The following is a 12744-nucleotide window of genomic DNA, read 5'->3' on the forward strand; positions in this document are numbered from 1 at the left end:
CCTATTCTTCTTTTGCAAATTGCTGCTCGCCCGCGTTTATGGCGATCTTCAGATGATTCTCCCGGGGCGGAACCGGGCAGCTGTACCCTTCGCTAACGTAAGCGCAATAAGGGTTATAGGCCTTATTGAAATCCAAAATTAACTGCCCGTTGCGGATATCGGTTGTCTTCAGATCCAGGTACCGCCCCGTGGCATAGCTTTCCTTGCCGTTGGTAGCATCCTTAAAGGGCAGGAACAAATAATCGGCATATACTTTTTGCTGCAGTAAGAACTGCGACTGGTAAAGGGCCAGTTTTTGTTTGCTTCCGGCCAGGGTAAACTCCAGCCATCCATAAATGCGGTATTGTTTGGGTTTACCGCTGGAAGTGGCCACCGGCATCCAGGTGCTGTTTGTTTCTTTTGTGAAACGGGCGGTTACCCGGTAGCTTTCATCAACGGGAAAAAAACGGAACTGCTTTTTGTGCGCACCGGTAACCACCTGGTGGTTCTTTACATAGTCAGCAATAAACCGGTCGATACTGTCTTTGTAAAGTTCCTGTGTGCTTGCAGTGGCCGCAAAAGACAGGACAAGGATAGAGAGGATCATTTGTTTCATAAGTGCTGTTGCGATGAATGATGTGTTTGTTGCGGAAGAAAGATCTCTGCGATCATACAGCGGGCGCTTCCCCCGCCGTTTTGTTCAATGGTGGTAAGGGGGGTATGCAAAATGGGATTGTACGCCTCCAGCTGCCGCCGTTGCGTTTCCGTTAACGAATCAAAAGCGGCAGAGGACATAACCAGGAACCGCTGTCCTTCTGTATTTCTTACCTGTAAGGCATTGCCCGCAAAGTGTTCCATTTGATCGATGCTGATGGGGATGATCGTTTTTCCCGTTCCGGTAAGTGATCCAAGCACCTGGTTGCGCTCTGCTTCATCGGTGATCGTTTCCTCTGCAATGAGGGCATAGTCCTCCGCAAGGCTCATCATCACATTGGTATGGTATACCGGGGTGCCGCTGTCGTCGGCAGCATGAAAGAGCACGGGTGTGAAGTCGAGCACTTCGCAAAAATCGCGCAGCACCTTTTCGTCTGTACGGGGCGACAGGCAGGCATAAGCCTTTTGATGAACACGGTCCAGCACCATGCTGCCTGTTCCTTCGAGGAAAAGATTTTCTTTCTCGTAGCCGGTGAGATCTACTTTTGAATAAATAATGAACTGTTCCATCAGTTGATGAACAACGTCCTTGGCCCGCTCCGTTCGCCGGTTGGGTGCAAACATGGGATAGAGCACGATTTGCCCGTCTGCATGCATGGAGATCCAGTTATTCGGAAAAACAGCATCGGGCGTGTAAGGCTGGGGCTGGTCCTGCAGAACATGAACGTCGATCTGATGACTTCTTAGCAGGGTTACCAACCGGTCAAATTCTTCCTGGGCTTTTTCATTAACGTTCCAATCATTGTTCTTTTTCTGAAAAGCATTGTTCACTGCCGTTTCGGCGTTATAACCAAAGGCAATGGGCCGGATCATCAATAAGTGAGCGGTTGTCTGCATATCTGTTAATAAATGAGCAATTGTTAAAGATACAAAAGTTTATGCCGTCGGCGCACCGGCGTTGGTGCCTGTTTTCACAAACCCGGCAGGAGGCATTCCCCCAGGGGGGACATATCCCTATGGTGCTTCCCGCAACAGCGGCATGCTCATACAATGAAAGCCACCCCTGGCTCTTGAAAGCTCTGCCGACGGAATAGTGATGAATGCATTGTTCAGCTTTTCCGGCTCAACAGCTCCGCTTTCCAGTTGCGGCAGCAGGGTTTTAATGTCGATAATCCGGAATCCTTCTTTGCGAAAAGCCTCCAGGGTCTTGTCGTTCCGGTCGTAACCCACCACTACGCCGTCTTTCAGGGCCAGGAGGTTGCAGCTGTCCGTCCACTGCTCCCTCAGGTCGAAAGGAAATTCGTCATTGCCGGAATGAATGATCGTTACCTTTCCTTTTACCTTAAGGTCGTTCCTGCTGATGTCAGTCAGCAGGTCCTCAAGATTTGTAAAGCGCACCGGATGGGAAAGATTGTTTTTCCGGAACTGGATAATGGAAACCGCCATTTCGGGCTTCTGGTCTTCGATGGCTCTCAGGATCACATCGCTCATTTCTTTTTTAGCACGTTTTTTTGAAAAGGCTCCAAGCATGACCCAGGTGTCTTTTTTTACCTGCGTAAAGATCGTATCGATATGCATGTACTCCCGTTTTTGCGGGATCTGCACCAGGGTCACTTTGCTGACGATATTCTTTTTAAAAAGCGTGGTGGCCACCTGGTGCGCCGCAGCCATGCTGGTGCGTTCGCTGATGCCGATGACCACATGGTTGCTGCTGACCACCATAACATCACCGCCCTCCAGCGTAACATTGTACTCATCAGCGTCTACCGGCAGCAGAAAATGATAGGGGCTGTCAGACAGTTCAATGATGTTCTGGCGGTAGTCCTTAAAGAGCGGGTGGTTAAAGAAAATATACTTCATCAGCAATGCTTCCCGCAGCCGAGCTTTTTTTGCTGGTTTGTTCAGGAGGATGTGGTCCTTTATAACAATACCGATATCGCGCGTAAAAATAAAATTGGGCACCGGGGGAAACAGCATCTCCAGGTCGTTGCCGGTACCGCTGATGAATATTTTGGCCAACTCTTCGGGCTTTTGCGTCAGCAGCATTTCCTGGGTCTGGTAGGAGCAGTTCTCGATCGCACACACGGAAGCTACCAGTTTTTGTTTGATAGCGGCGGTCCGGAGTATTTCTGCCAGCAGTACCTCTATTTCAATAACGTTCCGCGAATTGTGGAAACCGGCTTTCCCGGGCTTGAAAAAATGATGATCATTTTTGGGGTCATCGATGGATCGTAAACGTCCTTTTATCCGTGCAGGATCCAGAAAATACAGGAGCAACTTTGTATAATAATCGTACTCCTTCCGCCGGATGGTGTCCAGGTGCACGATATCTTCAAACAGCCAGTCCTGTGCTTTGGAAGGGATCACTTTTCCGATACCACTGTCCGGGCTGTGCACCAATAGTTTTTTTAGTAAACCGATCTCCGACGTTACATTTATTTGCATATAGAATAATTGAAAGCTAACGCTTGTTATTAACAAAAATAAGGGAATGAATGTTTTCGGTCAACGTTCGGTGCGTTAACATTTTTTGCTGCAGGCGTTTTTATAGCGGAGAAGGGAGGCCGGTGAGAGTTTCGGGGGCAACACGGCCCTGGTGCGGTATAGTGTCCGCTGCTCTTAATACAAAATGGTATCCGGCAAAATGTTCCGCATCCAAGTTCTTTTAATTAGCTTGCATGCTGATGAAAAAGGCGTTTTTACAATTGCATATCGCCGTGTTATTGGCGGGGTTTACGGGTATTTTGGGAGAGCTGATCACGTTAAATGAGGGGCTGCTGGTCTGGTACCGGTTGCTGATTGCAGCGGTGACGCTTTGGGTGCTGATGCGCGTAACGGGCAAGCTGCAAAAATTGCCGGTAAAAGAGGTTCTGAAAATATCCGGGATCGGCTTTTTGTCGGCATTACACTGGGTATTTTTTTATGCGTCCATCAAATACGGCAATGTGTCCATCGGGTTGGTCTGCCTGTCGGCAGTAGGATTTTTTTCGGCCCTGCTGGAACCCCTGCTTAACCGGGTTCCGATAAAGAGAGCGGAACTGATCCTGGGGCTTTGCTCGGTATTCGGGATCTATCTTATTTTTCATTTTGATGCCCAATACAAGCTGGGGATCATACTGGGGTTCGTTTCTTCCTTTTTTGCAGCGCTGTTCCCCATCCTGCTGAAGTTTTCAATGAAGCGGGTCAACATGCAAACGGTATTGACCTGGCAAATGACCGGTGGGTTTATCACGCTTTCGCTCCTTATGCCTTTTTACCTCCGGATGTTCCCGGTGCAAACGCTGCTGCCTTCCGTAAGCGATCTTTTATGGTTGCTGGTGCTGGCCTGGCTCTGTTCCGTGGTTGCCTTTCAGTTTTCCATGAGCGCATTGAAAAAGCTTTCCGCTTTTACAGTAAGTTTGTCCTACAACCTGGAACCCTTGTACGGGATCCTGATGGCGTTCATCATCCTGAAGGAGAACAAATCGCTGAACAACGGGTTCTACCTGGGGTTTACCATCATCAGCCTCACCCTGATCCTGCATGCAGTGATCCTGAAGCGGAACAGCCGGAAGGCGATGGATTCGTGACAGGGGAGCGGAACCTGAAGATCCTGTGCTGATACAGAGGGGGGCTGATCGCGCAACAACTGTATGACAGACGAATGTCTATGCTGAAGGGGAGACTAATTTTTATATTTGCCCAATGTATAGGTCCCTTTTCCGATGTTTCCGCCATCGTTATATAGTTGAAGTAAAAATACCGACGAGGAATTGTCATTGACCATAGCCGAGCCGGCAGTTAGTAATACATTTTCCCATTTGGTGCCCGCGGCGTTCCTTATTCCCTGGAAATAAGGCAAAATGTCTGCTCCGTAAAGGTAGCTTTTAGTGGTTCCGTCAACCTTTGCATCAAAATAGTATCCTTCTTTATGACCGTTCCTGTCTTTTGAACATGCTGCTAATTGTAAGACCACAGCAATGATAGCAAAGAATGTGACTTTTGTTCTCATTTTTTCTTTAGGTTATTGGCGAAATGAAGGTATCGCCTTGTTAATGATTGAATTTCGAAGGGTTTTACTTTATCCTCAAAACAATAGGGTCGCTATTTGTTTTTTGGGTACATGCTGGTGTAATTTTGGTTCCCGGATCCCTGGGATTTAGAAATTGGCGTTTAGAATCTCTAATTTAGTATCTTTCATCTTCCAAAGAAATGCATATGAAAACGGACTTCGAAAAACAATTTAAGGCAGACGGGAATTTTAAATTAAAAAATTATTCCACCGACATCTCCTCCAAAATAAAGGCTGCAGATGCGAAAGAGCGGCTGAAAGAAATCCGCAAAGAATTAAGCGCCTTTCAGGAGAAATTGTATGCGCACAACCGGTACAGTGTGCTGGTTTGCCTGCAGGGAATGGATACCGCAGGCAAGGATAGCCTGATCCGTGAGGTATTTGAAGAGTTCAACGCCCGGGGTGTGGTGGTCAACAGCTTTAAAACGCCCTCTGCGCTTGAGTTGCAGCACGATTATCTGTGGCGTCATGCCATTGCGTTGCCGCAAAAGGGGAAATTTGGTGTATTCAACCGGACGCATTATGAAAATGTGCTGGTGACCCGGGTGCACCCGGAATACTTGCTTCACGAGAATATACCGGGCGTGGAAACCGTAAACGACCTGCCGGAGGATTTCTGGAAAAAACGCTTTGAACAGATCAATCATTTTGAGGCGCAGCTGGTTGATAACGGGACCCTCCTGTTTAAATTTTTCCTGCATCTCAGTAAAGAAGAGCAGAAGGCACGCCTGCTCAGACGGCTGGAAAAAGAAAAACATCAGTGGAAATTTTCACCGGGCGACCTTGCGGAAAGAAAATTATGGGGGCGCTATATGTCTTGTTATGAAGATGCGCTCCGGCATACCAGTCCGGCAAAAGCGCCCTGGCATGTGATCCCCGCTGATGATAAGGATATCTGCCGTTTTCTGGTGGCTTCCATTCTCCTGGAGCGGCTGAAGACCTATAAGGATATCTGCTATCCCCAACCCGGAAAGGAAATAAAGGACCATATCCGGCAATATAAGAAACAGCTGGAACAGGAATGACTGCTGTGGAAAGCCCCTCCGGACAGGTCCGGATCGTAATATCCTATTTGAATAGCAGACTGTTGTCGTTATAATTTGAAGTTATGGGCTATCTGGATTCATCATTTCTTTCTTCCTGCGGGTCCGCTTAGTTTTGCTGTATAAAAGATGCAGCACAGATGAAAGCTTTTTTGATACCCGGAGTTATATTTTTGGTGATGATCCTTGTGATCCTTTTGGAAAACGGATGCGCCGGACGGGAACGCTCCGGTTCCGGACAGGACAGAAATACAGGAGCGGCTGCCCCGGAAGAGGAGGCCGTCTGGACGGGCTGGAACTGTTACCAGATACCGGACTACACAGAAGAAGGCCGGCTGATCCGGTATGGCTATGACCTGATCACAAATACGTCTTATTACCTGGGTCCGAAGGGAACCGTAGCGGCGCTGACTAATGGTATGAACTGCCAGAACTGTCATCTGAAAGGAGGAACAGTACCTTATGGAAACAATTTTGGAAAGGTGTTTGCAACCTACCCGTTGTACCGGGCACGGAATAACGGTATCCAGGATATTTATACAAGGGTGAACGATTGTTTTCAGCGAAGTCTTAACGGGAAGACGCTGGATACGGCTTCAAAAGAGATGCAGGCCCTTTATGCCTACATCCGGTGGGTAGGGGATGGGGTTCCCAAGGGCAGGGCATTGCCTGGAACGACCATTATGAAACTGCGCTTTCTGGACAGGGCCGCCGATCCGGCAAAGGGAAAGAGCGTTTACCGGGACCGGTGCGCAACCTGCCATGGAAGCGATGGTGCCGGCCAGCCGGATGCCGGGGGCACCGGGCATCTGTACCCGCCTTTATGGGGGGCCGGAAGCTTTAATGACGGCGCGGGGCTGTTTCGCCTGCGGGCGATGGCGGGGTTTATTAAAAACAATATGCCGCTGGGAACCACGTATCGCAGCCCCCGGCTTACTGATGAAGAAGCATGGGATGTTGCGGCCTACATCGAGAGCCAGCCACGCCCGCAGTTTGATCAGCGGGCAGACTGGAAGCTGCTTGCAAAAAAACCGCTTGATGCTCCTTACGGGCCCTATATCGACAGCTTTTCTGAACGGCAGCATAAGTATGGCCCTTACGGCCCGATCGAGATCGCACAGGCGGCATTGAAAAAAATACTTTAGATGGAATGATAGTTCCATTTCATATTTAAAAAAAAGAACAATGAAACAGATCTTACTGGTGATAGGATGTCTGATATTGAATGGGGCAATATCCGCACAGCAATTGACCAAACAGGAAGAAAAGAACCGGAGTTTTACCGGCGCAATGGCAAAGCAGGAACAATACCGGGTGATCTATCAAATGGATAACGGTGATCCGAAGTCAATTGAGAAAGTATTGCGCAACCTGAACAATGCATTGAACGATCCGCGGCTGAAGGGGAAATTGCAGGCTGAGCTGGTGGCTTTCAGCGGAGGCACAGATGCTTACATAAAAGGGAGTAAGTACGGGAACGCGTTAAAACAACTGGTAGCAAAAGGCGTGATCGTGGTGCAATGTGCCAATACCCTGAAGGAACGGAAAATTGAACGGGAAAGCATCTATGATTTTATAGGGCTGGTGCCCAGCGGCAATGGAGAACTGATCCTGCGTCAGGCCGAAGGCTGGTCGGTGATCAAACCCTGAGATCGTTCTGGTGAAGAACGGCGGGCTGACCAGGGTCTGTTTTAGAGCAGATTGCCATTCCGGACTTCCGTTCGCCCGTTGAGGCAAGAGCCGGGGTGGCACCAATGAAGATCTTTTGATCATATCCTCCGGCTGCTGTGCTGCCCGGGAGCAATAAAAAATAATCAGAAGTGAAAACAGTATTTATGATCCTGGTGCTTTGCCAGATCAGTGCCGGTTTTATAGCGGCGCAGGAGCATCGTTTTGACCCACCCTGGAACGAGCCACCGCAGAGCGCTATAAGGTTTACCGTTCCGGGTGTGGATAATGTTCCGGATCTGTTTGGCGATATTAATGATCCGCAGCTGGTGGTGTTTTTTGCAGGCAACCAGTTTATGTGTGTGGACGCGTTGCTGAATGCTTTTAAAAAAGCTTACCCGTGTTATACCCGGGTATTCGCAGAAACATTACCCCCGGGGATCCTTGCAAAGCAAATGGAGGGTGGGTCATTAACAATGGGAAACCTCCGCATTACCCTGAAACCGGATGTATATACCGCCGGCAAAACGAGGATGGATGCAATGGCACCCCTCTTTGCAGATACCACAGCATATGCTTACAACAAGCTGGCCATAATGGTGCGCAAAGGAAACCCCGGCAAGATCAGCGGGCTGAAGGACCTGGGCAGAAAAGAGATATTGGTGGCAATGCCCAACCCCGAATTTGAAGGCATTGGCAAAAAAATTGAAGCCGCCTACATCAAGGCCGGTGGTGAGCCGCTGAAAGACCGGATCATGGATCAGAAAGTAAAAGACCATACAACACGGCTTACCCGGATCCATCACCGTCAAACGCCGATGTGGATGCTGTATGGAAAAAGCGATGCAGGACCTGTCTGGTATTCGGAGGCATATTACCAGGTAATGATCGGGCATCCGGTGGAGCTGGTGCCGGTACCGGATCATGAAAACATCCGGTCCACGTATATAGCCGGAATATTAAAGGAGGCGCCGCACCGGCAGGCGGCAAAGGATTTTATGCATTTTCTGAAAAGCAGCCAGGCCCGGGCGATTTACCGTAAATATGGCTTTACCACGCCCTGACCGCAGCTGTTCTTTCTTCCGGAAGACCGGGGGATCCTGTTCCGGGAAAAATCAAAAAACATTTTTTTGTCATCAAACGGCCAACCCTTACTTTTGCCGCGGAGAGCTGGCAGAGTGGTCGAATGCGGCGGTCTTGAAAACCGTTGACTGTAACAGGTCCGGGGGTTCGAATCCCTCGCTCTCCGCTTTTAAAAGCCCTTTTCTGAGCAAGCTGCCATCTCCCAATCCTGCTGTAGTATTAACCAGTCTGATCTGCAGGCGCTACATTTGAATTATAGACACGCCAAATGAGCTTCTTGCTGGTTGCATCCGGATACAGTCACCTGCGACTTTTCCCAATTGTTAGAGGGATATGCTGTTTATCGAAGTGCATTTCATTTATCAAAACAGGGGATATCCGCACCTTGCATGTAACAAGCGCCGATCCTCTATTTTTTACTTTCACGGTTGCCATGGCTTCTCCGGGAGCAATGCAGGTAAGAACACCGTCTTTGTCAACTGTAGCAACCGGCTTCCTTATCATTCTTTTTCTCAGGAAAGACCTGAGATCCCGAACGGCAGGAATTCGCTGAATGAAGATCGGATTGCCTTTACTGCCTCTTCCGCAATTGATCAGTTTGCCACGCCCCTGAGTGGCAGGAAGCGCGTCGCTCTTTATATACCCCTATGATACCCGATGCTATCGGATTTGGAATGTGTCCCAGGCCGGCATCGCATAAATCTTTATTATATTTGGGAGAAGCAGGAAACCGGGTTATTTTAAAATTGGAGGATATCAGAAATGAATGAGAATATGAGCAGCAAAACAAAAGGAGGCGCAAACGATCACCTGGCCAATGAAAGAACATTTTTGGCCTGGATACGGACGAGTATCGGTATCATGGGTTTTGGATTTGTTGTGGTTAAGTTCTCATTATTTATGCGGCAGCTGGCTGCGGTACTGGAAGCGCCGCAGGCATTGCCCCGGGGTTCCGGTTTTTCCCAGGTTGTAGGAATTACACTGGTTGCGTTGGGGGGGCTCATCATTCTCCTCGCTTTTTTCCGGTACCAAAAAACCAAAAAGCAGCTGGAATCCGGAAGTTTTATTTATTCGGACTGGCTGGTCAAAGTGAGCGCTGTATTCATCTTCTTATGCAGTGTCCTGCTGTTTATTTATTTGTTCAGGAATATAAAGTAATGACCCTGTATCAGCACCCCTTTCCCAGACCTTCTTTTTCCGCATAGAAGCTGTAAGCCATAAACCGGCATACCGGCGCATGACTGTAAGCTGGACAATAAAAGACATTTTTGTCTTCTATTGTGTTTTCTTCCTATCTTTGCTATGAAGCTGTTGCGTTTTTTTGGGCGCTGACGGGGAAGACCGGGGTCTAAGAACAACATGCGGACCCGCAGAGGAGGAGGCGGAATTCAAATAGGGGCCGGCCGCCGTTTTGCGAACGATAACAAGGGTAATACTGTTTTTTTAACTTTAAGTAGGTATAATTATGGATATTAATGAACAAACCATTATCGGGGAGCTGGTAGCGGCAGATTACCGGACGGCCTCCATCTTTAAAGGACACGGTATAGATTTTTGCTGTAACGGCAACCGTACGATTGCTGAAGCCTGCAGGCAGAAAGCACTGGAACCAGGGGCGCTGATCAACGTATTGGAGGACGTGCGCGGCCAGGCGGATACAGCTGCTGCAGCCTATAACAGCTGGCCGGCGGACCTGCTGGCGGACTATATAGAAAAAAAGCATCACCGTTACGTAACGGCAAAAGTTGCAGAGATCACGCCGTTCCTCGGGAAGGTGGTACGGGTGCATGGAGACCGGCATCCGGAATTGAAGGAAGTGGAAACACTGTTTCATGAATCCGCGGCCGAACTTTCTGCGCATATGAAAAAAGAAGAGACCTTTCTTTTTCCATATATCCGGAACATGGCGGTGAACAAGGCCGCCGTACATGCTGCTTTTGGTACAGTGGAGAACCCGATCAGCGTTATGAGGCATGAGCATGATATTGAAGGTGGGCGCTTTCAGCGGATTGCCACCCTTACCGGTAATTATACGCCGCCGGCTGATGCCTGTAATACCTACAAGGTAACTTTTTCTTTGCTGAAAGAATTTGAAGAGGACCTGCACCTGCACGTGCACCTGGAAAACAATATCCTGTTTCCGAAGGCGATCAAAATGGAACAGGAAACGGTCCGCTGACTACAGGTAACGGAAACATCGGAAGAATATACCTGTGGGGCATAACATACGGATCGCCTATGGCGGCGTAGCCCGGAACCGTGATCCGTATACTGATCAGGACGAGCTGCAGCCAAAAAGTAAAGATCCGGGGGCATAAACCTTATTAATCATTGCTGATGGATGCCGGTTTATTAAAAAGGTGGGTGCGCTGGGGATTGTTTAACCTGGTGATCGTAGCCCTGTATGGAACGATGATGCGCTACAAGATCGCGTACAACTTCCCGTTTTTTGAACAGGAGCACCTATTGCATGCGCATTCCCATTTTGCCTTCGGCGGCTGGGTCAGTCATTTGCTGTATTCGGGACTTGCTTTCCTGATCGCGCCCTTCATTACCCCGCGAAGGCGGAAACACTATCAGGCTCTTATCGTACTGAATCTTTTGGGGGCATTTGGGATGCTGATCGCATTCACCATACAGGGATATGAGGCCGTGTCGATCATCTTTTCTACATGGTCCATCCTGGTAGCGGTGGTATTTGCGGGTTTGTTCATCCGGGACCGGCGGCAGTGGCCGGCCGCACATCCTTCTGTACCGTGGGCTACCGGTGGTTTGCTGCTGAATGTATTGTCATCGGCAGGCCCTTTTTTCCTGGCATATATGATGGCCACCAAAAACCTGGATTCCAGGCTTTACCTGGGCTCAATTTATTTTTATTTACATTTTCAATACAATGGCTGGTTCTTCTTTGGCAGCATGGCTTTGGCAATAACGCTTTTGCCGGGATCCTTTTTTTCATTAAAGACCTACTTCCGGATTTTTATCATCACCGCCGTACCGGCTTTTTTCCTGTCTATACACGGGGTTGCGCTTCCGGGGTGGTTGCACCTGATCATCACGCTGGCAGCGGTATTGCAGCCGGCCGCCTGGATCGCTTTGCTGGTCCGGGCAAAGACCTGGTACCGGCAAAACCGGCAACAGACCGTTTCCTGCCGGGCTAAGGTCTTTTTTTATGCAGCTGCATTAGCGCTTACGCTGAAGTTTGTTCTTCAGACCCTGTCTGTACTTCCTTCACTGGGCCAGCCGGTATTTGGATCCCGCCCCGTCGTTATTGCTTATCTGCACCTGGTATTGCTGGGGGTGTACAGTTTATTCCTGATCGGCTTTTATATTGCCCGGCGGATGATCACAGTTACGAAAACGGCAAAGGCCGCGGGTGCAATATTGCTGGCCGGCGTGGTCTTCAACGAGCTGTTTCTGGCCACACAGGCTTTTGCGGCCTTCGCCTATATGCCGGTTCCTTTTATGAACGAAGGGCTGCTGGGCGCTGCGATGCTGCTGCTGGCGGGGGCGGGCGGCATCTGCCTGTCGCAAAGCCGGGCAGGGAAGACCGCAACGTCTTAATGCCGGAAATACCCCGGTTTGCGCGCAGCAATATAAACGGATGGACCGGGAGAAACCTTTAAAAAATGAGATCATGAAACGACACAAAAGTCTGGTGCCCTTTTCCCGGGACCATCACTACGGATTGCTATGTTGCTGGAAGATCCGGCAGGGCATCAAAAAGGGGATTGCCGCCGCCCGGATCGGTTTGTATGTGGACTATTTTTGGAAAACCTATCTGAAACAGCATTTTGATGAAGAAGAGCGGTGGCTGTTTCAGCAGGACGATCTGAGCCTGCAGGCAATTGCGGAACACCGGGAGCTGGAAGCGCTGGTAGGGACCCTTGCTTCAGCGGCAGCCAATGACCGTCTGACTATTTTTGCCGATCTGCTGGACCGGCATATCCGTTTTGAAGAACGGGTATTGTTCCCGCATCTTGAAGCGACGGTTCCGGAGGAGAAGCTGGAAACGATAGGAGCCTTGCTGCACGAATCGCACATCGTTCCTGCAACGGAGGATTATACGGATGCATTCTGGCTGGAAACCTGAAAGCAGGCATGCGTTCACCGGTACATGCACTGTATAACGGGCAAAAAAAATGGACATACTTTTGAGAGCAGAGCATATCCATTATCAACCCATAGAAACCATGTTGTCCCAAAAGCATTTTTAGCTGGCCTGTTTTAGCAACGGCACACTTACGAACAAAAAACGGATCTTGT

General features: G+C 49.2%; 13 protein-coding genes and 1 tRNA gene. 10 read left to right on the forward strand and 4 right to left on the reverse strand.

Translation table 11 applies throughout. The features are described 5' to 3' along the window. Position 1 precedes the first annotated feature (1 nt). The 3 genes from B160_RS0121875 to B160_RS0121885 all read right to left on the reverse strand — a co-directional run bounded on the left by B160_RS0121875 (position 2) and on the right by B160_RS0121885 (position 3078). Positions 2 to 595: a DUF1684 domain-containing protein gene (locus tag B160_RS0121875; RefSeq protein ID WP_018630081.1), complete on the reverse strand. Its 594-nt coding sequence runs from the start codon at positions 593 to 595 to the stop codon at positions 2 to 4. Further along, positions 592 to 1530: a citrulline utilization hydrolase CtlX gene (gene ctlX, locus B160_RS0121880; RefSeq protein WP_026309938.1), complete on the reverse strand. Its 939-nt coding sequence runs from the start codon at positions 1528 to 1530 to the stop codon at positions 592 to 594. The genes B160_RS0121875 and ctlX overlap by 4 nt, the downstream gene beginning before the upstream one ends. A gap of 117 nt (positions 1531 to 1647) precedes the next feature. Continuing rightward, the gene (locus B160_RS0121885) at positions 1648 to 3078 is read right to left on the reverse strand and encodes an arginine deiminase family protein (protein ID WP_026309939.1); all 1431 of its coding nucleotides are present in this window, start codon (positions 3076 to 3078) and stop codon (positions 1648 to 1650) included. 239 nt (positions 3079 to 3317) lie between these two features. On the opposite strand from B160_RS0121885, the gene B160_RS0121890 reads away from it, so the two are divergent. Then, positions 3318 to 4202: a DMT family transporter gene (locus tag B160_RS0121890; protein WP_026309940.1), complete on the forward strand. Its 885-nt coding sequence runs from the start codon at positions 3318 to 3320 to the stop codon at positions 4200 to 4202. A 95-nt stretch (positions 4203 to 4297) separates the two neighbouring features. Here B160_RS0121890 and B160_RS0121895 read toward each other — a convergent pair whose 3' ends face one another. Further along, a complete protein-coding gene (locus B160_RS0121895; protein ID WP_018630085.1) occupies positions 4298 to 4624 on the reverse strand; it encodes a hypothetical protein in 327 nt (108 codons plus the stop codon). Positions 4625 to 4830: 206 nt separating this feature from the next. Between B160_RS0121895 and B160_RS0121900 the strand changes: the two genes are divergently transcribed. The 9 genes from B160_RS0121900 to B160_RS0121960 all read left to right on the forward strand — a co-directional run bounded on the left by B160_RS0121900 (position 4831) and on the right by B160_RS0121960 (position 12571). Then, positions 4831 to 5709, forward strand: coding sequence for a PPK2 family polyphosphate kinase (locus B160_RS0121900; RefSeq protein WP_018630086.1), 879 nt, complete (start codon positions 4831 to 4833; stop codon positions 5707 to 5709). Positions 5710 to 5867: 158 nt separating this feature from the next. Next, positions 5868 to 6872 carry a c-type cytochrome gene (locus B160_RS0121905; RefSeq protein WP_018630087.1) on the forward strand — a complete coding sequence of 335 codons (1005 nt, stop codon included), beginning with the start codon at positions 5868 to 5870 and terminating at the stop codon, positions 6870 to 6872. A gap of 40 nt (positions 6873 to 6912) precedes the next feature. After that, positions 6913 to 7377: a DsrE family protein gene (locus B160_RS0121910; protein ID WP_018630088.1), complete on the forward strand. Its 465-nt coding sequence runs from the start codon at positions 6913 to 6915 to the stop codon at positions 7375 to 7377. A gap of 170 nt (positions 7378 to 7547) precedes the next feature. Next, positions 7548 to 8459 carry a molybdate ABC transporter substrate-binding protein gene (locus B160_RS0121920; RefSeq protein ID WP_245562259.1) on the forward strand — a complete coding sequence of 304 codons (912 nt, stop codon included), beginning with the start codon at positions 7548 to 7550 and terminating at the stop codon, positions 8457 to 8459. Positions 8460 to 8559: 100 nt separating this feature from the next. Further along, positions 8560 to 8644 (forward strand) — tRNA-Ser (locus B160_RS0121925). Positions 8645 to 9240: 596 nt separating this feature from the next. Next, complete coding sequence (locus B160_RS0121940; protein WP_018630093.1) at positions 9241 to 9636, forward strand: YidH family protein; 396 nt, start codon at positions 9241 to 9243, stop codon at positions 9634 to 9636. Between the two features lie 307 nt (positions 9637 to 9943). After that, positions 9944 to 10657: an iron-sulfur cluster repair di-iron protein gene (ric, locus tag B160_RS0121945; RefSeq protein WP_018630094.1), complete on the forward strand. Its 714-nt coding sequence runs from the start codon at positions 9944 to 9946 to the stop codon at positions 10655 to 10657. Positions 10658 to 10815: 158 nt separating this feature from the next. Continuing rightward, positions 10816 to 12042 carry a hypothetical protein gene (locus B160_RS0121955; RefSeq protein ID WP_018630096.1) on the forward strand — a complete coding sequence of 409 codons (1227 nt, stop codon included), beginning with the start codon at positions 10816 to 10818 and terminating at the stop codon, positions 12040 to 12042. A 73-nt stretch (positions 12043 to 12115) separates the two neighbouring features. Continuing rightward, entirely contained in the window at positions 12116 to 12571 is a 456-nt protein-coding gene (locus B160_RS0121960; RefSeq protein ID WP_040680313.1) for a hemerythrin domain-containing protein, read from the forward strand. Positions 12572 to 12744: the final 173 nt, after the last annotated feature.

This window comes from Niabella aurantiaca DSM 17617, from assembly GCF_000374125.1.
Classification (GTDB): Bacteria; Bacteroidota; Bacteroidia; order Chitinophagales; family Chitinophagaceae; genus Niabella; species Niabella aurantiaca.

What these genes read in the sequence shown, in the direction of transcription:
- B160_RS0121875 (WP_018630081.1), bottom strand. Translation starts at nt 595, where the DNA reads ATGAAACAAATGATCCTCTCTATCCTTGTCCTGTCTTTTGCGGCCACT.
- ctlX (WP_026309938.1), bottom strand. Translation starts at nt 1,530, where the DNA reads ATGCAGACAACCGCTCACTTATTGATGATCCGGCCCATTGCCTTTGGT.
- B160_RS0121885 (WP_026309939.1), bottom strand. Translation starts at nt 3,078, where the DNA reads ATGCAAATAAATGTAACGTCGGAGATCGGTTTACTAAAAAAACTATTG.
- B160_RS0121890 (WP_026309940.1), top strand. Translation starts at nt 3,318, where the DNA reads ATGAAAAAGGCGTTTTTACAATTGCATATCGCCGTGTTATTGGCGGGG.
- B160_RS0121895 (WP_018630085.1), bottom strand. Translation starts at nt 4,624, where the DNA reads ATGAGAACAAAAGTCACATTCTTTGCTATCATTGCTGTGGTCTTACAA.
- B160_RS0121900 (WP_018630086.1), top strand. Translation starts at nt 4,831, where the DNA reads ATGAAAACGGACTTCGAAAAACAATTTAAGGCAGACGGGAATTTTAAA.
- B160_RS0121905 (WP_018630087.1), top strand. Translation starts at nt 5,868, where the DNA reads ATGAAAGCTTTTTTGATACCCGGAGTTATATTTTTGGTGATGATCCTT.
- B160_RS0121910 (WP_018630088.1), top strand. Translation starts at nt 6,913, where the DNA reads ATGAAACAGATCTTACTGGTGATAGGATGTCTGATATTGAATGGGGCA.
- B160_RS0121940 (WP_018630093.1), top strand. Translation starts at nt 9,241, where the DNA reads ATGAATGAGAATATGAGCAGCAAAACAAAAGGAGGCGCAAACGATCAC.
- ric (WP_018630094.1), top strand. Translation starts at nt 9,944, where the DNA reads ATGGATATTAATGAACAAACCATTATCGGGGAGCTGGTAGCGGCAGAT.
- B160_RS0121955 (WP_018630096.1), top strand. Translation starts at nt 10,816, where the DNA reads ATGGATGCCGGTTTATTAAAAAGGTGGGTGCGCTGGGGATTGTTTAAC.
- B160_RS0121960 (WP_040680313.1), top strand. Translation starts at nt 12,116, where the DNA reads ATGAAACGACACAAAAGTCTGGTGCCCTTTTCCCGGGACCATCACTAC.